The organism is Hyphomonas sp. UBA4494 (assembly GCF_002388935.1).
Lineage (GTDB): Bacteria > Pseudomonadota > Alphaproteobacteria > Caulobacterales > Hyphomonadaceae > Hyphomonas.
In genome coordinates, this window is record NZ_DGNK01000004.1 from 43,906 (window position 1) to 66,987 (window position 23,082).

At 58.9% G+C, this 23,082-nt stretch carries 21 protein-coding genes; 13 read left to right on the forward strand and 8 right to left on the reverse strand.

Features of this window, described 5'->3' with window-relative positions; translation table 11 throughout:
* The first annotated feature begins 3 nt into the window (after positions 1-3).
* Positions 4-744, forward strand: a complete 741-nt coding sequence (locus B2P82_RS02115; RefSeq protein ID WP_290494811.1) for a MauE/DoxX family redox-associated membrane protein — start codon at positions 4-6, stop codon at positions 742-744.
* Between the two features lie 3 nt (positions 745-747).
* On the opposite strand, the gene B2P82_RS02120 is transcribed toward B2P82_RS02115, so the two are convergent.
* Entirely contained in the window at positions 748-1,503 is a 756-nt protein-coding gene (locus tag B2P82_RS02120) for a 7-carboxy-7-deazaguanine synthase QueE (RefSeq protein ID WP_290494813.1), read from the reverse strand.
* A 2-nt stretch (positions 1,504-1,505) separates the two neighbouring features.
* Positions 1,506-2,909 carry a methylenetetrahydrofolate--tRNA-(uracil(54)-C(5))-methyltransferase (FADH(2)-oxidizing) TrmFO gene (gene trmFO / locus B2P82_RS02125; protein ID WP_290494815.1) on the reverse strand — a complete coding sequence of 468 codons (1,404 nt, stop codon included), beginning with the start codon at positions 2,907-2,909 and terminating at the stop codon, positions 1,506-1,508.
* A 95-nt stretch (positions 2,910-3,004) separates the two neighbouring features.
* Here trmFO and B2P82_RS02130 point away from each other — a divergent pair, with 95 nt between their 5' ends.
* From B2P82_RS02130 to B2P82_RS02140, 3 genes are all read left to right on the forward strand, one after another.
* The gene (locus tag B2P82_RS02130; protein ID WP_290494816.1) at positions 3,005-3,808 is read left to right on the forward strand and encodes a hypothetical protein; all 804 of its coding nucleotides are present in this window, start codon (positions 3,005-3,007) and stop codon (positions 3,806-3,808) included.
* A 67-nt stretch (positions 3,809-3,875) separates the two neighbouring features.
* Entirely contained in the window at positions 3,876-4,859 is a 984-nt protein-coding gene (locus B2P82_RS02135) for a hypothetical protein (RefSeq protein ID WP_290494818.1), read from the forward strand.
* Positions 4,860-4,874: 15 nt separating this feature from the next.
* Positions 4,875-5,810, forward strand: a complete 936-nt coding sequence (locus tag B2P82_RS02140) for a hypothetical protein (RefSeq protein WP_290494820.1) — start codon at positions 4,875-4,877, stop codon at positions 5,808-5,810.
* A gap of 12 nt (positions 5,811-5,822) precedes the next feature.
* Here the strand turns inward: B2P82_RS02140 and uvrA are convergent, their stop codons facing one another.
* Positions 5,823-8,897 (reverse strand): excinuclease ABC subunit UvrA, encoded by a 3,075-nt coding sequence (gene uvrA, locus B2P82_RS02145; protein ID WP_290494822.1) that lies wholly within the window; start codon positions 8,895-8,897, stop codon positions 5,823-5,825.
* Between the two features lie 242 nt (positions 8,898-9,139).
* On the opposite strand from uvrA, the gene B2P82_RS02150 reads away from it, so the two are divergent.
* The 6 genes from B2P82_RS02150 to queA all read left to right on the forward strand — a co-directional run bounded on the left by B2P82_RS02150 (position 9,140) and on the right by queA (position 15,926).
* Positions 9,140-9,619, forward strand: a complete 480-nt coding sequence (locus B2P82_RS02150) for a single-stranded DNA-binding protein (RefSeq protein WP_034814137.1) — start codon at positions 9,140-9,142, stop codon at positions 9,617-9,619.
* Positions 9,620-9,623: 4 nt separating this feature from the next.
* Complete coding sequence (gene blaOXA / locus B2P82_RS02155) at positions 9,624-10,481, forward strand: OXA-1090 family carbapenem-hydrolyzing class D beta-lactamase (protein WP_290494824.1); 858 nt, start codon at positions 9,624-9,626, stop codon at positions 10,479-10,481.
* A gap of 132 nt (positions 10,482-10,613) precedes the next feature.
* Entirely contained in the window at positions 10,614-13,406 is a 2,793-nt protein-coding gene (gene gyrA, locus B2P82_RS02160; RefSeq protein ID WP_290494826.1) for a DNA gyrase subunit A, read from the forward strand.
* A 44-nt stretch (positions 13,407-13,450) separates the two neighbouring features.
* On the forward strand, positions 13,451-13,948 hold the full coding sequence (gene coaD / locus B2P82_RS02165) for a pantetheine-phosphate adenylyltransferase (protein ID WP_034814135.1): 498 nt from the start codon (positions 13,451-13,453) through the stop codon (positions 13,946-13,948).
* A complete protein-coding gene (locus B2P82_RS02170; RefSeq protein ID WP_290494828.1) occupies positions 13,945-14,841 on the forward strand; it encodes a peptidylprolyl isomerase in 897 nt (298 codons plus the stop codon). The genes coaD and B2P82_RS02170 overlap by 4 nt, the downstream gene beginning before the upstream one ends.
* Before the next feature lie 26 nt (positions 14,842-14,867).
* On the forward strand, positions 14,868-15,926 hold the full coding sequence (queA, locus tag B2P82_RS02175) for a tRNA preQ1(34) S-adenosylmethionine ribosyltransferase-isomerase QueA (RefSeq protein ID WP_290494830.1): 1,059 nt from the start codon (positions 14,868-14,870) through the stop codon (positions 15,924-15,926).
* A 49-nt stretch (positions 15,927-15,975) separates the two neighbouring features.
* Here the strand turns inward: queA and B2P82_RS02180 are convergent, their stop codons facing one another.
* The 5 genes from B2P82_RS02180 to B2P82_RS02200 all read right to left on the reverse strand — a co-directional run bounded on the left by B2P82_RS02180 (position 15,976) and on the right by B2P82_RS02200 (position 19,804).
* A complete protein-coding gene (locus tag B2P82_RS02180) occupies positions 15,976-16,371 on the reverse strand; it encodes a hypothetical protein (RefSeq protein ID WP_290494832.1) in 396 nt (131 codons plus the stop codon).
* 72 nt (positions 16,372-16,443) lie between these two features.
* Positions 16,444-16,923 (reverse strand): PaaI family thioesterase, encoded by a 480-nt coding sequence (locus B2P82_RS02185; RefSeq protein WP_034814129.1) that lies wholly within the window; start codon positions 16,921-16,923, stop codon positions 16,444-16,446.
* On the reverse strand, positions 16,920-17,291 hold the full coding sequence (locus B2P82_RS02190; protein ID WP_290494835.1) for a tRNA-binding protein: 372 nt from the start codon (positions 17,289-17,291) through the stop codon (positions 16,920-16,922). Before B2P82_RS02190 ends, B2P82_RS02185 begins: the two co-directional genes overlap by 4 nt.
* A 3-nt stretch (positions 17,292-17,294) precedes the next feature.
* Complete coding sequence (locus B2P82_RS02195) at positions 17,295-18,062, reverse strand: SDR family NAD(P)-dependent oxidoreductase (RefSeq protein ID WP_034814125.1); 768 nt, start codon at positions 18,060-18,062, stop codon at positions 17,295-17,297.
* A gap of 83 nt (positions 18,063-18,145) precedes the next feature.
* Entirely contained in the window at positions 18,146-19,804 is a 1,659-nt protein-coding gene (locus B2P82_RS02200; protein ID WP_034814124.1) for a DUF262 domain-containing protein, read from the reverse strand.
* 112 nt (positions 19,805-19,916) lie between these two features.
* On the opposite strand from B2P82_RS02200, the gene B2P82_RS02205 reads away from it, so the two are divergent.
* From B2P82_RS02205 to B2P82_RS02215, 3 genes are all read left to right on the forward strand, one after another.
* Positions 19,917-20,753: a fumarylacetoacetate hydrolase family protein gene (locus B2P82_RS02205; RefSeq protein WP_034814122.1), complete on the forward strand. Its 837-nt coding sequence runs from the start codon at positions 19,917-19,919 to the stop codon at positions 20,751-20,753.
* A gap of 13 nt (positions 20,754-20,766) precedes the next feature.
* Positions 20,767-21,492: an MBL fold metallo-hydrolase gene (locus tag B2P82_RS02210; RefSeq protein WP_290494837.1), complete on the forward strand. Its 726-nt coding sequence runs from the start codon at positions 20,767-20,769 to the stop codon at positions 21,490-21,492.
* 299 nt (positions 21,493-21,791) lie between these two features.
* The gene (locus B2P82_RS02215; protein ID WP_290494839.1) at positions 21,792-23,021 is read left to right on the forward strand and encodes an EAL domain-containing protein; all 1,230 of its coding nucleotides are present in this window, start codon (positions 21,792-21,794) and stop codon (positions 23,019-23,021) included.
* Positions 23,022-23,082: the final 61 nt, after the last annotated feature.

Below are 23,082 nucleotides of genomic sequence, written 5' to 3' on the forward strand. Positions count from 1 at the left end.
CCCATGTCTACGACCAAACCCGTCGCCCATCTCTACCGGTTGAAAACACCGTCGCATGTCTGTCCGTTCGGGCTGAAAAGCCGGGCGCTTCTGAACCGCAAAGGGTATGCGGTGGATGATCATCTCCTGACCAGCCGCGAGGAGACCGATGCCTTCAAGCGAGAGCATGATGTAAAGACGACGCCTCAGACTTTCATCGACGGAAAGCGGATCGGCGGATACGACGCCTTGAAGGAATTCTTCGGCCAGCCTGCGAAGGACAAGAACACGAAGACCTATACGCCGGTCATGGCCATCTTCGCGTCGGCTGCCCTGATGGCGCTAGCTGTCAGCTGGGCCACCTATGGCAGCTTGCTGACCATCCGTGCAGCGGAGTGGTTCATTGCGATCAGCATGTGCATCCTGTCCATCCAGAAATTGCGGGACCTTGAAAGCTTCTCCAATTCGTTTCTCGGCTACGACCTGTTGGCGCGGAAATGGGTCAGGTACGCTTATATCTATCCGTTTGCGGAATTGCTGGCAGGCGTGCTGATGATTGCCGGCGCATTGATCTTTCTGGCGGCGCCGGTCGCCCTGTTCATAGGCACGATTGGTGCGGTATCAGTTTTCCGTGCGGTCTATATCGAGAAGCGAGACCTAAAATGCGCCTGTGTCGGCGGAGACAGCAATGTGCCGCTGGGCTTTGTCTCACTGACCGAAAACCTGATGATGATCGCAATGGCTGTGTGGATGCTGGCCAAATAAGGCTCAGGTGCCGCGTGTATCGCCATACAGATGGATGTGCAGGCGGTCGGTGAAATTGTAGCCAGCTTCAAGACATGCTTTGGCAAGCCATGTTTCTCGCGCACGAAGTTCGGCGGGCGTACGGCCCTCGGGCATCAGCCATACGCGACCGGTGGGCATACCGGATTGTGCAACAAGGGCGTGAACTTCTGTGAGGTCTGACGGGTTTGCGACGACGATCTTGAAGTTCGCGCGCGGGTCGCTCGCATAGAAGTCGAGCACTTCGGGCCTGAGACGGATTGAGGCCGAATTGCCGGAATGGGCCAGCTTCGGCGAGACATTGAACTGGTCGATCAGCTCCGCCGCGAGACCAATAGGCTTGATCGTACCATTGGTTTCGATCTCGATATAGAAGTCTGGGTCGAAGGTTTTGAGATTTTGGATTAACTCACCGAGTTCGCGTTGTTGCAGCAAAGGTTCACCACCGGTGAAGATGATGCGGCGGCAAGGCTGGCTGATCAGCCTCTCGGTCAGGGAGTCGACAGATACATCGACGGTTTCTGCTGTGCGGTCGAATTTTTTCGGGGCGCCCGGCAGGTCATCGCGATGAGCAAACTCCGTCCCCAGAAAATTCCATGTATAGGCCGTGTCGCACCAGAGGCAGTGGAGATTGCATTGCGACAGGCGCACGAACACGCTCGGCTTGCCGGCCGAGACGCCCTCGCCTTGTAGCGAATGGAAAATCTCGGGCACGCCGGGCTCTGTGACGGCGAGGCGCATGTTTATTCTGCCGGGACCAGGCTGGTTGCCGACAGCCAGGAATCAAAATCTTCCAGTGCGCGTACGGCCTGCGCGCGTTTCTTGGCGCGGCCCTTGTCCTTGCCGCGCAGGCGCTTGCCGTCGGGCCCGTGTTTGGGGAAGTCGGTGATCTCAGGGAACAGGCCGAAATTCACGTTCATCGGTTGGAACGTCGCCTTGCCTTCAAGGTGTCCGCCGGTGATGTGGCGGATTAGCGAGCCGAGTGCGGTCGTCTCGGGCGGCGGCGCCAATGGACGGCCAAGGCGCTCTGCCGCGGCAAAGCGGCCGGCGAGCAAGCCCATGCCCGCGCTTTCGACATAGCCTTCGACGCCGGTAACCTGACCGGCAAAGCGCAAGCGCGGCAGGGTTTTCATGCGCAGCTGCTCGTCGAGCAGTTTCGGCGAATTCAGGAACGTATTGCGATGGATGCCGCCAAGCCGCGCAAACTCTGCTTTTTCGAGGCCGGGGATCATCCGGAAGATATCGGTTTGCGCGCCATACTTAAGCTTGGTCTGGAAGCCGACCATGTTCCACAAGGTGCCGTGGGCATTGTCCTGGCGCAGCTGGACGATGGCGTGCGCCTTGATGTCCGGCTGGTGTGGATTGGTCAGGCCGACCGGTTTCATCGGTCCGAATCGCAGCGTCTCGCGACCGCGCTCTGCCATGACTTCAATCGGCAGGCAGCCTTCAAAGTAAGGCGTGTTTTTTTCCCATTCCTTGAACTCGGTCTTCTCGCCCGAGATCAGCGCGTCGATGAAGGCATTGTACTGGTCTTCATCCAGCGGGCAGTTGATATACGCCGCTGTGTCACCTCCGGGTCCGGGCTTGTCATAGCGGCTCTGGCGCCAAGCCTTGGTCATGTCGACGGAGTCGAAATAGACGATTGGCGCGATGGCGTCGAAGAAAGCGAGATCATCCTCGCCAGTATGGGCGTGGATGGCTTCCGCGAGCTTGAGCGAGGTGAGCGGCCCGGTGGCCACGATCACGCTGTCCCAGTCTTCGGGCGGGATATCGTCGATTTCCTCGCGGACGATGGTGACGTTCGGGTGGGCTTCCAGCTTGGCGGTAACCGCCTCGGCAAAGCCTTCACGGTCCACGGCCAGCGCGCTGCCGGCGGGCACTTGGTGCTCGGCTGCCGTATGCATGATCAGGCCATTCGCGCGGCGCATTTCCTCATGCAGCACACCGACGGCGTTCGAGACGTGATCGTCTGACCGGAACGAGTTGGAACAGACCAGTTCCGCCAGTTTGTCGGTCTGGTGGGCATCGGTGCCTTTGACGCCACGCATTTCGTGCAAGATGACGGGCACGCCTGCATTTGCGGCCTGCCAGGCGGCCTCCGACCCGGCCATGCCGCCGCCGATAATATGAATGGGTTTGATGCTCATGGGCCGGATGTGCGGGGCGACGGCCCCTCCGTCAAGATGGCGTTTGCCGTGATTCCTCGTGGCGAGCGCGCGGTGAGGCGTGTAAGGAGTCGGATATGACTCGTGAACTCTCCATTCCCGGCCTTGTTTCAGAGGCTTGGTCCCTTGCGCTGAAAGCGGCGCGGCCCAGCTTGGTCATCATGCTGGCCCTGATTGTGGCAGGCGGGGTTTACACGTTCGCCGTGGGACCTGGATCTTCAATGGGCGATGCAGCGCCGGCTATTGCTGCGCTGGTCGTGTTCGTAGTTGGCATCGAATTTTCGCTGGTTGTGTACCGCGCCATGCTGGACACCGGGACGGGAGACCGGTTGCGCCTCGCCCATGCAAATCTGGCGATCTACGTGGCATTCCTGTTTGTGGGTGTCTTCATCGGGTTCTTCCTCCTGATTCTGCCCGGAATCCTGCTCAAGGCTTCCGGTCGGGTGGATGTTGATGCGGAGACGCCGCCAGAAGTCGTGCAGGCCGCGCTGATCGACATGCTGTCGACCGCTTATGGCGTGGTGCTGATCCTTGCCTGTCTGGCGGGTGCAGCCATACTGTTCTTCATGGCATTGCGTCTGTTACTGGTTGGCGCTGCAACGGTTGCGACGAGCCAGACACTGGTGTTTCGCACATGGCCATGGACCAAGGGCCACGCTGTGAAACTCGGTCTCGCGGGACTGGCGACACATATCCTGCCATTTGCTGTGGCGGTTCTGATCAACTGGACCTTGCGGGATATCTGGGGCGATAGCGCCATTGGGGCCTTCCTGTCAGGCGCGATTGGCATGGCCCTGCTGGTGCCGTTCCTGCTTGGCGGACATGGCCTGGCGGTGGCCACCCTGCACCAGCTGCATCCTGGTACCGAGCCAAGCGAATGATTGCACCTGTCATCTAAATCGTCCTATCCTGACGCCTGATAAGCAGTTCAGGGGGGGGCTCTGCCACATGCCAAGCCGGTTTTCATTTGATGGCGCGCTGATGTTCGCGTTCCGTGCGGCGCATGTCCGTAGCTTTCTCTGGGTCTTTCCTCTCGCCTTTGCCGGTGTGTTCACCCTGTTCAGCTTGGCGATCCTGATTTTCGCCAAAGACGATTTTTTACAAGTATTCCAGACCATAGAAATGCTGGAGCAGGCCTCGGTCGGTCGGGGGGACCCTCAAGCCGTATTCGCCGCGATATTGGGTGCGATGGAGCCACTGGTCGGGTGGGCGGTCTTCGCCATGCTCGGCAGCTGGATCATCTGGGCAATGTTCGAAGCCGCGTCGCAACGGCGATATGTTCGCGATGAGCGATTTTCCCTCGGTTTCGGAGGGGATGAAATACGAATGATGGCGGTCGGACTCTGTTGGGCCGTGATGCAAACCCTGTTCATCATTGTACCGGTGCTCATGTTCTTTGGGGCCGTGTCCACGGCAGTGGGGCTTGCGGCCGATGGCGTTACCGAGTCACAGATCGCGAGCCGCGTCGTGGGTACGATCCTGGGTGCATTCGGGCTCTGGATCGTGCTGTTTTTTGTCTACGCGTTTTTCGCGACGCGGTTGGCACCGTGTTTTGGTCTCACCATAAAAGACAAGGCTTTCCGGTTTTTCGATGCCTGGAACGTGTCGCGTGGCCGGTTTTGGCCAATCCTCGGTGCATATCTCATCCTCAGCATCGTGGGTGGAATCGTCGTCAGCATCGCCGACCAACTGCTCCAGTTGCCTATGATGTTCATGATAGCGCCAGCATTTGAGAATGTTCAGACTGGCGATGACATTGCCGCAGCCTTCATGAGCAGTGGGGTGATCGTGGTGTTGGCCGTCTACCTGATCGCGCGCCTGTTCCTGTCGGGGCTGCTCATGCATGTCGCTGGCGCGCCGGCTGCGTTTGCGGCGAGGCATGACCCGCGCGGCAGTGTGGACGATACGTATCGTGTGGATATTTTCAGCTAAAGAGAGGGCGAGCTGATGAATACTCTGGAATTTTCAGTCGGGAATGCGATGGGGCACTTCCGCAAAACCGGGGGACCGAAAGGGTTTCTCTGGAAATATGCGTTGGCGTATGCGCTGATCGGAATTGTTGTGCAGGGGCTCAGCCTCTACCTCATGGCGCCCATCTATGGTGCTGCGTTCAATCCCATCGTCATGGAAGATCCCGACATGATGGATCAGGTGGTGCTGGAGAATATGGGCCGGGTGGCGCTCGGCTATCTGGTCTCTTTTGTCTTTGGTATCCTGATGTGGATCATGTTCGAAGCCGCCAGCCAGCGGCGCTACATGCGCGCCGACGGGTTCAGCCTGAAGCTTGGCGGTGATGAAGGCCGCCTGTTCGTGGTCGGCCTGTTCTGGTTCGGTCTGCTGATCCTGCTTTATATAGGGATGTTCATATTGATGATGATCCCCATGATCATCGGAGCCGCCGCGGGCGGTGATGGCGCCATGGCCGCCGGAGCTGTGGCGGTGATTGTCATGCTTGCCTACACGGTGTTTGCAATATGGGTTGCTGTGCGCTTCTCACCCGCGGCCGCCATGACCATTCGGGATCGCAAGATTCGGTTCGGCAGTGCGTGGCGCGCCACCAAAGGCAAGGTGTGGACGTTGATCGGCAGCTGGCTGATCCTGGCGCTGATCATGATGGCGATCATCTTTGTCTTGTATCTGGTCTTCGCGGTGACCGCTGTCCTGGCGTTGATGCCGGTCATGCAGAGCGGATCGGACGATCCGGCCGCGATACTTGTTGCCTTTGCATCGCCGGGATTCATCATCCCCACGATTTTCTTCGGGCTGATCTATATGGGGCTGGCTGGCATCATGATGCATGTGTTCGGTGGCCCCGCAGCGCTGGCTGCGAAGACCGACCCGAACTGGACGGACACTGCGGCGATCAACGAAACTTTCGTCTAGCGCGACAGGCGACTACTTGGCAGGGCTCGGCGTGCGGGATTTCCGCTTTGCCGGGCTCTTTGCTTTTGGCGTTGCCTTGGTTGCGGCCTTTGCCGGGGCCTTGGCCTTCGGCTTGGCTGCAGCTTTGGCTTTCGCAGGCGCCTTTGCGGCGGCCTTCTCCGGTTTGGCGGCAGGCTTTACCTTGCTCGTGCCTTCGGCTCGCAATCGCTTGTTGCGCGCGGCGCGGCGCTCGTCCTGACGTCGGAACGTCTCGGCGAGGTGTTTACCGGTCCAACTGTCGGTGCAGGCAGCAATATCTTCCGGTGTGCCATAAGCGACGAGTTCGCCGCCGCCATCGCCGCCTTCAGGACCGAGGTCCAGCACCCAGTCCGCCGTTTTCACCACATCCAGATTGTGCTCGATCACGACGACCGTGTTGCCGGTGTCGACGAGGGAGTGCAGCACTTCGAGAAGCTTGCGAACGTCCTCGAAATGCAGGCCGGTCGTCGGTTCGTCGAGAATGTAGAGCGTCTTGCCGGTGGCACGTTTGGAGAGCTCCTTGGCGAGCTTCACTCGTTGGGCTTCGCCGCCCGACAGAGTCGTCGCCTGTTGGCCGACCTTCACATAGCCAAGGCCGACCTGGTTCAGCGTGTCGAGCTTGGTCGAAATCGCAGGCACGGCGGAGAAGAATTTCGCGGCGTCTTCCACGGTCATGTCCAGCACGTCGGCAATCGACTTGCCCTTGAACAGGACTTCCAGCGTCTCGCGATTGTAGCGCTTGCCCTTGCAGGTTTCGCAAGTGACATAGACGTCTGGCAGGAAGTGCATCTCGATCTTGATGACGCCGTCGCCCTGACAGGCTTCACAGCGCCCGCCTTTCACGTTGAAGCTGAACCGGCCGGGTGCGTAGCCGCGCGCCTTGGCTTCAGGCAGGCCGGCAAACCAGTCGCGGATCGGGCCGAAGGCGCCGGTATAAGTGGCCGGGTTAGAGCGTGGTGTACGGCCAATCGGGCTCTGGTCAATGTCGATGACCTTGTCGAGATGCTGCAGACCTTCAAGACTTTGGTACGGTTGTGGCGGGCTCGACGCGCCATTCAGCTTTCGCGCAAGTGCCTTGTAAAGCGTCTCGATGATCAGCGTGGACTTGCCGCCGCCGGAGACGCCCGTGATGCAGGTAAAGCTGCCAAGCGGGATCGTCGCGTCGACATTTTTCAGATTGTTGCCGGTGGCCCCTTTCAGGGTCACTTTGCGCTTGGCTTTCTCGACCGGACGGCGCGTCGGAATCGGGATTTCCTTGGTGCCGTTCAGATAGTCTGCTGTCAGGCTTTTCGGGCTGGCCATCACCTCATCGGGCGTGCCCTCGGCAATGATCTGGCCGCCATGCACACCTGCGGCCGGCCCCATGTCGATAACATGGTCAGCGGTCAGGATAGCATCCTCGTCATGTTCCACGACGATCACGGAGTTTCCAAGGTCACGCAGGCGTTTCAGCGTTTCCAGCAGGCGATCATTGTCGCGCTGGTGCAGGCCAATGCTCGGCTCATCCAGCACGTAGAGCACGCCAGTCAGGCCGGAGCCGATCTGGCTGGCGAGCCGGATACGTTGGCTTTCCCCGCCAGACAGCGTGCCGGAGGCGCGGCTGAGCGTCAGGTATTCCAGGCCGACATCATTAAGGAAGTCGAGCCGGTCATTGATTTCTTTCAGGATGCGCCCGGCAATCTCGTTCTGCTGTTTGGTCAGCGCCTTGTGCGCATTGCCAAACCAGATGTGAGCATCCTTGATGGAGAAGACCGAGGCGTCGGAAATGTCGAGACTGTCGATCTTCACCGCCAGCGCTTCAGGTTTCAGACGCTTGCCACCGCAGGCCGGGCAGGGTGCGGCTGCCTGAAATTTCGCGATCTCGTCACGCACCCATTGGCTGTCGGTTTCGCGATAGCGGCGCTCAAGGTTCGGGATGACGCCTTCGAACGTCTTCTTGACCTCATAACGGCGCATGCCGTCGTCGTAGACGAAATTGATTTCTTCTTCGCCCGTGCCGAACAGGATCATCTGGTGGATGTCCTCCGACAATTTGTTCCAGGGCTTCTTCAGGTCAAATCGGTAGTGCGCCGACAGGGCCTGCAGGGTCTGGGTCTGGTAGGGTGAGGTCGATTTGGCCCAGGGCGCGATCGCACCGTTCAGCAGGTCAAGATCCTTGTCCGGAACAACCAGTCCGGCATCAACCTTCAATTGCTGTCCGAGGCCGTCACAGGTCGGGCAGGCCCCGAAGGGATTGTTGAACGAGAAGAGGCGGGGTTCGATTTCAGGGATTGTGAAGCCGGAGACCGGGCAGGCGAAATTGGCGCTGTAGGTGATGCGCTTCGGCTCGGTCTCGCCGTCTTCGAGATCGGCATATTCGCCGATAGCGATGCCATTGGCGAGTCCGATCGCCGTCTCGAAACTTTCGGCGAGGCGCTGTTCCATGCCCTCGCGCACGACGATCCGGTCGACCACGACGTCGATGTCATGCTTGAATTTCTTGTCCAGTTTGGGCGGGTTTTCCAGTTCGTGAAACTCGCCGTCGACCTTGACCCGCTGGTAGCCATTCTTGAGCAATTCGGCGAATTCCTTGCGGTACTCCCCTTTCCGGCCACGGACGATAGGCGCCAGCAGGTAGAGCCGCGTGCCTTCGGGCAGGTCCATTGTGCGGTCGACCATCTGGCTGACGGTCTGGCTCTCGATGGGCAGGCCGGTGGCTGGCGAATAGGGAATGCCGACGCGCGCCCACAGCAGGCGCATGTAGTCGTAAATCTCGGTAACCGTACCAACGGTCGAGCGCGGGTTTCGGCTGGTCGTCTTCTGCTCAATCGAGATAGCAGGCGACAGGCCCTCAATGCTCTCTACATCCGGCTTCTGCATCAGCTCCAGGAATTGGCGCGCATAGGCCGAAAGGCTCTCGACATAACGGCGTTGGCCTTCGGCATAGATCGTGTCGAAAGCCAGCGAAGATTTGCCTGATCCCGACAGGCCGGTCATCACGACCAGCTCGCCGCGGGGAATATCCACGTCGACATTCTTGAGATTATGTTCCTTGGCGCCGCGCACGCGGATGAAGGGAGACTCTGCCATTTACGGGCTCTCTGCTGGATTGATGCTCGTTTCGCCAGCGAAACGGGACTAAATATCTGCTAGATCCTATGTGTGCCTTGAGTCCAGCTTGACGACAAGAACAAAATGTGAACATACAGCGGGCGCTGCTTTTTCATGCCGAAGGCGGGGGAATTCTCACCGCAGCGGGCGACACACCGCCTTGAGCAGAGTAAAAGCGGATTCGAATCGAAAGCGAAACAGACCGGAGCGGAGTTGGAACCATGGCAGGATCAGTGAACAAGGTCATTCTTGTCGGAAATGTTGGACAGGACCCGGAAGTCCGCCAGTTCCAGAATGGCGGCCAGGTCGCCAGCTTCTCGCTCGCCACGTCCGAGACGTGGAAGGACAAGAATACGGGCGAACGCAAGGAAAAGACCGAATGGCATCGCGTTTCGGTTTTCAGCGAAGGCCTTGTCCGCGTTGTCCAGAATTATATCAAAAAGGGCTCCAAGCTCTATATCGAGGGCCAACTCGAGACCCGCAAATGGCAGGACAAGGATGGCCAGGACCGCTACACGACTGAAGTCGTGCTGCGCGGCTTCAACTCCACGCTGACCATGCTGGACAGCCGCAATGAAGGCGGTGGCCGGTCTTCCGGCAACGATTTCGGCGGCTATCAGGGGCAGGCTGGCGCGCCGCGCCAGATGAGCGGTCCGCAGGAAAGTTTCAGCCAGGACCTCGACGACGAGATCCCGTTCTAGCGCTATGCGGGCAGGCTGGCATCCTGCGCACTGGTTGGCGGTGGCTTTGGTCGCCGTGCTGGGCGCATGCCAGTCTCCGCCGAGTGTCCCGGTCGGAAATCTTGATCCTGTCCTTGCCAGCAAATCCCTGACGCAGGATACAGCGGCGCTCGTCGTCTATCGGCTTGAAGACGGTCGGACATGGACCACCAGCGGTGAGCGGCCATCTGAGCGTTTCGTGGCCGCATCGACCTCCAAGATCCCACACACGCTGATTGCCTTGGAGACAGGCGCTGTCAGCGGCTCCGATGAATGGTTTGAGTGGGATGGCGAGACACGGTTCTTGCCGGGGTGGAATGAAAGCCAGGACTTTGCTTCTGCCTTCCAGCGCTCGACAGTGTGGATCTACCAGACGGTCACGCCGCGTATCGGCAGTGTGGCGCTGAGCACTTGGCTCGCGCGCTTTGGCTATGGGAACGCTGACACGGGCACCGAGGATGATATTCAGACCTATTGGCTGAAGGGCCCGCTGAAGACCTCCGCGCGGGAGCAAGTCGTGTTTCTCGCGAAACTGTCTGCCCGCACTCTGCCGCTTTCGGCGCGGACCTATGAGCAGGCGATTCCAATGATGCTCGCCGAGGAGGGTGATGGCTGGTCGATCCATGCCAAGACGGGTTGGAAGAGTGTGCCCGGTGAAACGGATATCGGCTGGTATGTTGGCTGGCTGGAACAGACCGAAGGTGGCGCTCCCGGTACATATGCATTCGCGTTCAATCTGGACATGAACGCTGAAAATCCGGCACTGAAAACGCGCAAAGAGGCGGTCCGCAAAGCGCTCGAAACCATCGGGGCGCTGAGCCCTGCTTCCGAGACCCCGTTTTAGGGCGATTTCGCCCGTATTTACTGCTATTTTGGCCCTGTCGCATTTGTTTCAATCATGGCGGGATGCTAGACATGTTCCTGTATCGGAACAGGTGATTCCCGTTAATTTCACCGTAGCCAGGACGAATTCTCCATGAGCGACGACACAACTCCGCCAGACGACCCGGAAACGCCAGAAAATGGCGGTGAGGGCAGCGCGCCCCTTCCGGACGGCATTGAGCTGATTTCTATCGAATCCGAGCTGAAAAGCTCCTATCTCGACTATGCGATGAGCGTCATCGTAAGCCGGGCGCTACCGGATGTGCGGGATGGTCTGAAACCTGTTCATCGCCGCATTCTCTATGCGATGAATGAGGGCGGCAACACACCCAGCAAGCCGTACAAGAAATCTGCAAATATCGTCGGCGCGGTGATGGGTAACTACCACCCGCACGGGGACTCTGCGATCTATGACGCGCTGGTGCGCATGGCCCAACCATTCTCGATGGGCGTGACGCTCGTAGACGGTCAGGGCAATTTCGGCTCGATCGACAATGATCCACCAGCCGCCATGCGTTATACCGAAAGCCGCATGACGAAGGAGGCGACCTATCTGCTCGCCGATATCGACAAGGATACGGTCGACTTCCAGGACAATTATGACGGATCCCAGAAAGAGCCGATTGTCCTGCCGGCGCAGTATCCGAACCTGCTTGTCAATGGTGCTGGCGGCATCGCGGTCGGTATGGCGACGAATATCCCGCCGCACAATCTGGGCGAAGTGATCGACGCGACACTGGCAATCATCGAAGACCCGACGCTGGATGAAGACGCCCTGCTCGAAATCGTCCCCGGTCCTGACTTCCCGACCGGCGGCCAGATCATGGGCATGTCCGGCAGCCGCAAGGCGATGACCACCGGCCGCGGCAGCGTGATCATGCGCGCCAAGACCGATATCGAAGAAGCCAAGAATGGCCGTCAGGCCATTATCGTGACCGAAATTCCCTATCAGGTGAACAAGGCCGCGATGATTACAAAGATCGCGGAACTCGTGCGTGACAAGCGCATCGAAGGCATCGCTGACCTGCGGGACGAATCCGACCGTAACGGCATCCGTGTTGTGGTCGAACTGAAGAAGGATGCGAGCGCGGAAGTGGTGCTGAACCAGCTCTTCCGTTTCAGCCAGATGCAAACCAGTTTCGGCGTCAACATGCTGGCCCTGAACGGCGGTCGCCCGGAGCTGATGAACCTGCGCAAAGTGCTCGATTGCTTTGTGGCTTTCCGTCAGGAAGTTGTGGTTCGCCGCACCAAGCACGAATTGAACAAGGCGCGCGACCGCGCCCACGTTCTTGTCGGCCTGGCCATGGCCGTGGCCAATATTGACGAAGTCATTCGCATCATACGCTATTCGCCCGATCCGAATGCAGCCCGCGAAGCTCTGCTCGAGAAAGCTTGGCCGATCATGGATATGGGCCCGCTGCTGGATCTGATCGCGGACCGCCGGACCCGCAAGGGCGACGGCGACACGATCTATCTGTCCGATGAGCAAGCGCGCTCCATTCTTGCGCTGCAGCTGTCCCGTCTGACGGGCCTCGGCCGTGACGAGATTGGCAATGAAGCCAAGGGTCTGTCCGAGAAGATCGAGGAATTCCTCAGCATCCTGCGGTCGCGCCAGCGCGTTCTGGACATCATCAAGGGCGAGCTCTCTGAAGTTAAAGAGAAATTCGCTGTTCCACGTCGGTCGGAATTCGCCTTTGGCGGCATCGACATGGAAGACGAAGACCTGATCGAGGTCGAAGACATGGTCGTGGCCGTGACGCATGGCGGCTACGTCAAGCGCACCCCGCTTTCGACCTATCGTACGCAGCATCGGGGCGGCAAGGGCCGCTCGGGCATGAACATGAAGGACGAAGACTTCGTCGTGAACGTGTTCTCGGCGACCACGCATACTGAAGTCCTCTTCTTCTCCTCGGCCGGCATGGTTTACAAGGAGAAAGTCTGGCGCTTGCCGATTGGTGGGCCGAACTCGCGCGGCAAGGCGCTGGTCAATATCTTCCCACTGGCCGCCGATGAGCGTATCGAAAGCGTAATGCCGCTGCCGGAGGACGATGAGTCCCGCAATGAGCTGGACGTCATGTTCGCGACGAAGACCGGCACGGTCCGCCGTAACAAGTTGTCAGATTTCACTCGCGTGAACCGCAACGGCAAGATCGCGATGAAGCTGGAAGATGATGACGGCATCGTGTCAGTGAAGATCTGTTCCGAGAAGGACGATATCCTGCTGACCACAGCGCTTGGCCAGTGTATCCGCTTTGCCGTTCCGGATGTACGTGTCTTTGCGGGGCGCAATTCGACCGGTGTCCGGGGCATCCGTCTGGGTGAAGGAGATGAAGTGATCTCCATGGGCATCCTGCGTCATATGGACGTTACGTCGGAAGAAGCGCGCGGCTATCTGAAGCATGCCGCCGCGATGCGCCGCGCTGCGACGGGCGAGGAAGAGGAAGTCTCGGACGATGATGGCGAAGAAGCCGTCGACGAGGCTGCCTTGAGCGCTGAACGCATTGCCGAACTCGGTGCCGCTGAAGAGTTCATCCTGACCATTGCCGATGACGGCATGGGCAAGCGCTCGTCGGCCTATGACTACCGTGTCACCGGGCGCGGCGGCAAAGGCCTTGTCGCCCAGAACATCTGGGGACGCGACAAGAAGCAGGGGCCGGTCAAACAGGTTGCGCAATCCTTCACGGTGGGCGACGGCGATCAGGTCATGCTGGTCACTAATGCAGGCCAGCTGATCCGTACGCCTGTGGAGCAGATCCGCATTGCCGGTCGGTCGACGGGTGGCGTCTGGGTGCTCCGCACAGCCGATGGCGAACGCGTGGTTTCTGTCGCACGGCTTGTGGAAGACGCTGAAACCGCTATGGATGATGCCGAAGATGCGGGAGACTAAATCCCGTACGTAAATCGGACCTGAAAGGCGGGGAGGACAGGCTTTTGCATCGCGTTGGACTATATCCAGGAACATTCGACCCGCCGACGAACGGCCATCTTGATATCATTGGCCGCGCCCGCAAGCTGGTGGACACGCTGATTATCGGCGTGGCGATCAATGAAGCCAAGAAACCCCTGTTCCCGCTACAGGAGCGTGTCGACATGGTGCGGTCGGAGTGCGCCAAAATGAACGGACCGGGTCTGGCCGATATTAAGGTCATGCCGATGCATGGATTGCTCATGAAGTTCGCCGAGGCTTGTGAAGCACACATTATCGTGCGCGGCCTGCGCGCGGTTCAGGATTTCGAATACGAATTCCAGATGACCGCGATGAACGAGCAACTGAATCCCGACATTGAAACCGTGTTTCTGATGGCCGATGTTAGGCATCAGGCCGTGGCCTCTCGGCTCGTGAAGGAAATCGCGAGCCTGGGCGGAGATATCACGCCGTTTGTAACGCCCGACGTAAAACGGGCCCTGCTGGAGAAGTATGAAAAATGAAGTTTGCCGCTTTCGCGCTTGCCGCTTCCGCCATCGCCCTGACAGCCACGGCCGATACCACAGAAAGCGCAGCGCCAGCGGAAGACGCCCCGGCAACTTATACGGTTGAAGACGCCAAGGCCGATAGGGCCAGCTGGCGTGCCGTGGACCCAGAGCGCCTGTTCATTTTCAATACCAACAAGGGGCGCATCCTGATCGAAGCGTTCCCGGAAGTTGCTCCCAAGCATTTCGAGCAGTTCTCCACCATTATCCGATCTGGCGATTATGCGGGCACCAAGTTCCATCGCGTGATCGAAGGTTTCATGGCGCAAGGTGGCGACATTCGCGCTATCAATGGTGTGGGCTCTGGCCTGCCGGGCATCGAAGCTGAATTCACGTTCCGCCGCAATCCGGAGGAGATGCCGCTGGATTATGCGATTGGTGAGCGCGACGACGCAGACAATGGCTATATCAACGGCTTTCCGATCGCGACCCGCCCGCTTTGGCTGGCTCAAGACCTAGGGAACGAAACCATCGAAAGCTGGATCCCGCATTGCGCGGGCGTGGTGTCTACTGCGCGCCTTGGCAATGATGTGAACTCCGGCAATTCGCAATTCTTCCTGATGCGTGGACATACCGAACATCTCGACAAGCAGTACACCGCCTGGGGCCGTGTGCTTGACGGGCAGGATGTGGTCATGTCGATCAAGAAAGGTCCGGATGGCACTGATGGAGTGGTGACGGATCCGGACATGTTGGAATCGGCCGCCGTAGCGGCTGACCTGCCGGAAGGTGAGCGCCCCCAGGCTTGGGTCATGCGCACGGACAGTGATCTGTTTGCCGACCTGATCACCGGGCCCGGCCGTCCGCATGTTTGTAACCTGCCGCCCGTTCCAACGGTCGTTGAAGACTAGAGACTTTCTGGTCGGGGCATCGCCGCATGGACTTGTCCGAATTTGAGTTTGACCTGCCGGAGCAGTTGATTGCGCTGCGCCCGGCTGATCCGCAGGATTCTGCGCGTCTGCTGGTCGTGCATGGCGATGGGCGGTTGGAAGATGCGACTATACGTGACCTGCCGCGCTACCTGTCAGCTGGTGATGTCATGGTGTTCAATGACACGCGTGTGCTGCCCGCTGCATTGACCGGCGTCCGTCCGGCGCGCGATCAGTTTGGGCAGGACGTGGCGTGCGATGTCAATCTGACCGAGCGGATGGATGCGCGGCGCTGGCGCGCACTCGCAAGGCCGGGTCGTCGGCTGAAAGAAAGCGACACGATTATCTTTGCCGAAGGCTTTTCCGCTGAGATCACTGGTCGTCATGAAGGCGGCGAAATAGAATTGTGCTTCTCGCTTGCGGGCGATGAGTTGACCAATGCACTCAATGCCCATGGCGCGATGCCATTGCCGCCTTATATCGCGCGTCGTCGCCCGGCGGATGCCTTGGACCGGGAAACTTATCAGACCAGGTTTGCTGGCGAGGATGCAGCTTCCGTTGCCGCTCCTACAGCCGGTTTGCACTTCACACCGCGCTTGTTGGCTGACATCGATGCGGCTGGCATTGTCCGGGAGACCGTCCGCCTCCATGTTGGACTCGGCACGTTCAAACCTCTGGAAGCTGCGCAGCTTGAAGCAAATCGGCTGCATGAGGAATGGCGACGCTTGACGCTGGAGGTGGCGGCCGAGCTGAACACGGCGCGGGCCGGTGGACACCGTGTGGTGCCAGTCGGCACAACGGCTATGCGTACACTGGAGAGTTGTGTTGATACGGATGGTATCCTGCACGCGGCAACCGGCCCCACGGACATCTTCCTGAAGCCGGGTGACGCCGTTCGCGCAACAGACGCCCTCGTGACGAATTTCCACCTTTCGGGCTCCAGCCTGTTCATGCTGGTCTGCGCCCTTATGGGGACAGAGATCATGCAGGCGGCTTATGCGCACGCTATTGCCAGCGAGTACCGTTTCTACTCGTATGGAGACGCATGCCTGTTGCTCCCATCGTAAAATCCCCGCGCCTGAAGCACGGGGATTTTACGGTCAGTTAATCGAGTTGCTAGCGCACTTTCACGGTTGCACGAACGCCATCGGGTTCATACTTGCGGCCATTGTCATTGTAGCAGAACGTGGTGTCATAGCGAACGCGCTCGCCGTCTTCCCACGAATATTGAAACGATTTGTAGCAGTCATAGCCTTTATAGCGCGCGTTCCAGCGGTGCTCACGACGTATCTCATGGCGCGTGTGCCAATGACCGGACTCGTAACCATCGTAAACATATGTTTCGTGTCGATGACGTGGATGAGGATCAGCGGTTCTTACCCCGACCCCGACGTCCACATCGGTGTCCACCCCAACGCCGATGCCGAGTTGAGCGTATGCTGGAGATGTGGCGAGTGCGGTTGCAGCGCCCAGAGCGCCAGCTGCGGCAACATATTTCAATGACTTCATCATGGTCAGCTCCTTGAATAGCTTATGCTATAAACGGGGCGCTGATGCTCAGGTTCCTGATGTCCTGATATTGCCCTATTTTGAGATTGCAGGCTGGCCCAACTCGTCGCGGGTCCGGATGGCCTTGGCGGCGGTGATCTTTGCCAGCAGGCGTCCATTGGCATCCTTCCACTCGGCTTCGACCAGTCCGGTCGTGCGACCGCGACTGACAAGTCGGCCTTCGATCGTGATCAGGCCGTGGCCGACAGGGCGCAGGATGCGAGTCTGCAATTCCATTGTCGTGAACCATTCGCCTTCGGCCAGCGCGCTTGCCATCGTGATGGATACGATATGGTCAGAAAAGCCGGCTACCCAACCGCCGAAGGCGCGGTTCTCACTGATGTCGCGGTCGCCCGTGTTCGGCCACTCATACCGCGTATAGCCATAGTCGAATTCCTTCAGCCAGAGGTCTGGGCGAATGCCGAGATTCTTGAGGCCGAGCGGAGGCTGCCATGTGCCGTCCTGCAAGTTGCTCAGGAAGGTTTTGGCTTGGGTGGAAAGCGTGTGTTCTGTCATGCGAGTCTCGCGCCATTGGGAACTGGATGATCTGGAGAGAACAGGACGATTCGGTCATCCGTGTCCGGAAATCCCAGCGTCAGGACTTCAGACATGAATTTGCCGATCTGGCGCGGTGGGAAATTGACCACGGCCGCGACTTGTCGTCCAACCAGTTGTTCGGGGGAATAATGTTCGGTTATCTGCGCCGACGATTTCTTTGTGCCGACGCCCGGTCCGAAATCGATCAGGAGGCGGATGGAAGGCTTGCGCGCGCCTTCCAGCGGCGCAGCCTCAATAATGGTGCCGACGCGAATGTCGATCTGGCGAAACGTATCGAAACTGGTTTCGTCGGCGGGGCCGGAGTCAGGAGAGTCGGTAAGATGCACGGATCAAACGATCACGGACCCGCCGTCCACGACCACCATCTGGCCGGCCATGTAGGCGCCCGCCTTGGACGCGAGGAAGACAGCGGCGCCGGCAATATCTTCAGGGTCACCGATGCGACGCATGGGCGTACCTTTTTCTACGCGTGCCGCCATTTCGGGGTTCTCCCACAGGGCCCGGGCGAAATCTGTCTTAATCAGGCCTGGTGCGACACAGTTCACCCGAATATTGTGAGGGCCGAGCTCGAGTGCGTAATTGCGGGCCAGCTGGAAGTCGGCAGCTTTGGAGATATTGTATGCGCCAATTGTACTTGAGCCTTTCAGGCCGCCGATTGACGAGATGATGACGATGGCGCCATCCTTGCGCTCTTTCATTTCAGGCGCGACCAACTGGATCAGCCAATGGTTCGAGATGATGTTGTTGGACAAGATCTTCTCAAAGGATTCGTCATCGATCTCTTCCAGCGGGCCATAATACGGGTTCGACGCCGCATTGCAGACGAGAATGTCGATCTGGCCGAATTCGGCCCGTGTTTTCTCGGCCAGATTCTTCAGGTCATCCTTCGAAGAAATATTGGCCGGGATCGCAATCGCTGTCCCATCGCCATGCTTGGCGTTCAACGCGTCAGCTACCTCCTGGCACGGGCCCGGCTTGCGGGACGAGATCACCACGCGCGCGCCTTGTTCGGCCATCTGCTCGGCGATGGACTTGCCGATGCCACGCGAAGATCCGGTAATGACAGCAGTTTTTCCCGTAAGGTCGAACAGGCTCATGGTGAGGCTCCCTAACATTTATCGTTGCAAACTCGTTAGCACAGGAGTCCGCTTCGAACAGGGGTCACGCTAGGAAAAGCCGATCAGGCGAGTTGCCATTCTATCATGAGGATTTCGGCGAGCCGTTCCGTACGTTTTCTAACCACTTCTGACGTCCAGGCTTCCTGATCAACCAGGTCTCGTGTCAGCGCGAAATCCTGTCCGCCACCGCCATTGAAATAGACTTCTTTCTTGGCGCGATAGTCGAGCCGGTCGGCTTTCTGGTTCACCTTGTTGGTCAGCAGGACGAAATTGCCGAGCGTGTCGCACTGCTCGCGCCGCTTGGCCGGATCCGGCCAGGTGATCATCCAGTGGCTATCTTCGCTGATATTGCGGGGCAGGACATGTTCGACCGTCGCGTCAGACTGAGGGGCAATGGTGAAGCCGCCGTCCAGCGCCGCATTCAGGCGCAGCGCCATTGAGCGCCTCTGACCGAACGTTGCGAACCGGCCAAGCATTCTGTCAAAGGCGCGGCGGGACTCATCCTTGGTGATGTTGAACGGGCTCCCGCGGCCATACAGCGTGCGGCTGTTGCCGATATTCTCGTTCACCTTGTTGAAGCGTTTTGTGCGTTGGTCGCGATCAGTGAGGACCAGCATGATGATATACGAAAGCCGCTCCAGCTTGGTGAAGAATTCCGGCGCACTCTCATGTTCAACGCCATGCTCGACAAGGAATTTGAGCGCCGGAGCGCGCCAGCTTGTCTGATCCAGCGCGCGCATCTGGTTCAGCTTGTCACTGATCAGTTTGGCGTGTGGGCCTTTGTCCAAATTGGCGGTTGTGATGACCTTGTACGCTGCGACATAGCGGGGCAGGACGTCATCAAGGAAACCGCGTGCGGTGATCTTGGGGATGACGTTTTTCAGGAAGCCGGTGATCAACTCACCCTTCGATGATTTGTCATAGATTGAGCGGATCTGGCGAAGCAGGTCGTCGAACGCGCTGCCGCCCAGAGCAGCCTCATGCTCGGCCCAGCGCTCTGAGTAAAAGCTTGCTTCTTCAGTCGTGAACTTCGACCTTTGGAACAGTTCGGTCTTGATGATGTCGTGTGCGCCCGGCTCTTTGCCGCGCGTGTTGAGTACACGGAAGACCTTGAAGCCCTGGTCCTTGTCGTTCACCACCACGCGAACCAGCGCGCAGCGATTCATCGTGACATCTGCCAGGGCATTCCGATCTGTGTCTGACAGGGCCTTCACGCGCTTCAGTAGCGTGCGGGCATTTTGAACCATGCGACGTTGGCTGTCACTGTCCCCGGACTCGCCATCCAGCCGCAGCGTGGCACCGGGGGTCTGAATCATGTGGCGGAAAAACGGCCCGTCCATATGGTTCAGTTGCAAGCGCCAACTCGCGGTCTCTCCCAGCATGGGGCGTGCCTCGTCAGCAATCAGAGCGTGAATTTCCGCACTTTTCGACGGGTCGGATTCAATGTCTCGCAGGACAGAGAGCAGGATGGTCAGCGTCGTGAGGCGCTGCTGGCCGTCGACAATCTCCAGCAAGCCTTCTTCCGTACCGCGGTTCAGAACCACAGCCCCGACAAAGTGGGGTGTGCCGGTTTCGGCGGCGTCAAGAAGGTCGGTCAGGAGTTCGCCAGCCTCGCGCTCCGTCCAGGAGTAACTTCTCTGGTAGGGCGGCATGCAGAGCCGTTCGCTGGGGCCGAAAATACTCTTGAGCGAGCTCTCCTGGGCACGTACGCCGAGATCCATACTGGCATCCTCTATACAAGCTTTGTGCCTAGCCCTTGCCAAGTGTCATCACAACGGCACATGAACGGCTTGCAACGCGTTTGCGGAAAAAGTGTGACAGGAGAGTAACGCAATGAAGCTGGTTCGGTTCGCAGAAAATGGTACCGCTCGCTATGGAGTTCTGGACGGGGACAGCGTCCGGCCGACAGGTGCGACAACTCTGCAAGATGCGCTGGCAATTACAGGATCAGACGCTTTGCCGGTCCCGTTGAAAACCCTCGATCTGCTGGCGCCGGTGGAGCGCCCCCGCAAGATTTTGGGGATTGGGGTGAACTATGCCGCCCATGCCGCCGAGAGTGTGAGTTTTGTGGATACAAAATCTCCGCAGGTGCAGAAATGGTTCAACAAGCAGGCGACATCGGCCAACAAGCCCTTCGGCCGCGTGCATCTACCCAAGGTTTCTGATCAGCTGGACTATGAAGTCGAACTGGTTGTTGTCATTGGCAAGCATGGCCGGCACGTGCCACGTGAGCGGGCGATGGAAATCGTCGCCGGTTTTTGCGTCGGCTGTGACTACTCGGTGCGTGACTGGCAGCGCGCGAGCCAGACCATGATCATGGGCAAGGGTTTCGACACTCACGCCCCGTTTGGTCCGGCTCTTGTAACACCGGACGAGATCGAGGATCTTGCTTCAGTGGAACTACGCAGCTTTGTGAATGATGAGCTGCGCCAGACGGGCCATGTACGCGACATGATCCATGACATCCCTGCGCAGATTGCGCATCTCACTGCCGCCTTCACGCTGGAGCCGGGTGACCTCATCTTCACAGGTACGCCTGCGGGTGTTGGGGGTGGGTTTACCCCACCGAAGTGGCTGAAGGTGGGCGACCGGGTGCGTCTGGAAATTGATCAGGTCGGTGTCATCGAAAACGAAATCGTAACCGAACCCGGAGACACGCGGATCGGGTAGGGTGGGTACGATCATGAAATTTCGAGCTCTTGGAATTGTCGTATGCGCTACTGCGCTCGCCGCATGCAATCCGGTGACTTCCAAAGATGCCGAGACGGCACGAGCGGATTTGATTGTGCATTCGACAGATTTTGCGGTGCTGCCTTGCTCAAAGCGGAGTTTGCCCGGAGCCTGCGTCCATGTTCTGGCGGGCGGCAAACGGGTCGTATTCGGCGCGCCGGCGGGCATGACACTCGATATGACGCAAGCGAGCTTGCGGAATACCGACGCCGTCATGCTTCTATCCTTGCGCGGTGAGGATATTGAAGGCCTGGACGAGATGCGAAACGCAGCTTGGCGTGCCGGAAGGGAATCTTCTCTTCCAGTAGCGGGACCGTCCGGCACGGGCGAGTTTCTCGGACTGCTAAATCGCGCCTATGAGGTGTCCGATGCGCTGATCTATGTCGAGGACCGTCCAGCCGGTGGGTTCGATGCGGCGCTGCTCGCTTTGTTGCCTGGAGACGGTGAGCAGGTGGCAACCGTTTTCGATACCGGCGATTTGCGTATCAGCAAGTTCGAAACCGGGACGGACCGAGCCTTCTATGTTGTGGACTATGTTGACCATACGGCGCTGATCGCGGGCTGTGGCATTCAACTGCCCGACTCGGTAACCGATGGAATTGATCTGGTGCTTGATTGCGAATCGAATTGGCCAACAGCAGATCCGGTTTTCGTGTTTCGTGACGGGGTGGTTAACTGAAAATCGGATCGAGACCTGCTTTTCCACAGTTCTCCGATCTGGGTTCAGATGTGGCTGTGCCAGTCGATCTGACCGCAAATGCGTCATTGTGCCGGCGATAGCTGCCCGTGATGCCAGCACTAATCGCCTTGTCCGCATGCGCGACGCCTGCCATGCTCGACTCGATGGGGATTGTGGCTTGTTTGCAACGGCGCTGTGACAGGATTGCCGCGGTCGACAAATTCCTCCAATTCCTCGCAATTCGTTAACCAATTGGGCCTAGCTGTTAACATTATTGGGTTGTATCGGGTGCTGACGTAATGACTTTTGTTCTGTTCCTTCTATATGCGGCCATCGGCGGCGGCGTCGGCTACGGCGCCTTCACGCTGACGGATGTCGGCCTGCCTATGTCGATTGCGGCGGGTGGCATCACCACGGCTTTGCTTGGGCAGATTCACCTACTCGCCAGTTCAGGACGCGCCACCAAGGACATCGATGACCGCATCGACCGGGTGGAGCGGACCGTTCGCGATTCCGCGGAACGTGTTGATGTCATTGAAGCGCGCACGGATGCCGTCGAGGCGACCGTCAAGCACGAATTGACCGAGCGCCGCGACGCGCTCGTGACCGAGATGAAGCAGCTGGAGAGCCTGATCGACCGGCTGTCCAAGAGCTTTGAAAACAAGTTGGCGGAAACGACCAGCACCGCGGTCGTGGCACCGGAAGAAGATGCTGTCCTGCGTGATGTGCGCGACGCGCTGAAGGATGGTCGTGTTGACCTGCACCTGCAGCCGATCGTGTCTCTGCCCCAGCGTCGTGTGTCCTTCTACGAGGGGTTCACCCGCCTGCGTCGTCCGGATGGTTCCCTGGTTCTGCCAGCGGAATTTCTTGATGCTGCGCGCCGCGCCAAACTGATGGGCATCATCGACAATTTCACGCTGTTCCGGTGTGTCCAGATCGTGCGTCGCCTGGCTGAGCGTGACCGTCGCGTCGGCGTATTCTGCAATATTTCTGCGGCGTCGCTGGAAGACACAACCTTCTTCCCGATGTTCCTGGAATTCATCACCGAGAATCGTGACCTGTCCGGCGCGGTGATCTTCGAGATCACGGCAGACCGGTTCGAGACACGCTCGCGCGCCATGCGGGACAATATGGACAAGCTGACGGCGCTTGGTTTCCGCTTCTCAATTGACCACGCCGATAATCTGGGCCTCGACCTGCCACGGCTTCAATCGGCGGGCATTCGTTTTGTCAAGATGAATGGCACGAGTCTGATGGACCAGCTGCGCGACCCAACCGGTCCGCGCCCGGTCTCGTCGATCAACCGCCGCGTTGATGGAGAAGAAGTCAGCGCCGTGTTCTCGCGCTATGGCATCACAATGATTGCCGAGAAGATCGAGGATGAGGCCAGCGTTGTCGAGATTCTCGAATATGACATCCCGTACGGCCAGGGCCACGTATTCGGCGCGCCGCGCCCGATCAAGTCATCCCTGATGGAAGCCACAGCGCCGCCACAGGAGCTCGTCCAGCGCCTGTCGAATTTCGGCTAGGGCCGCCACCCGACCTTCAATATGCCCCATTTCCAAGCTGTCATCTCCGGTAAAGGAGGTG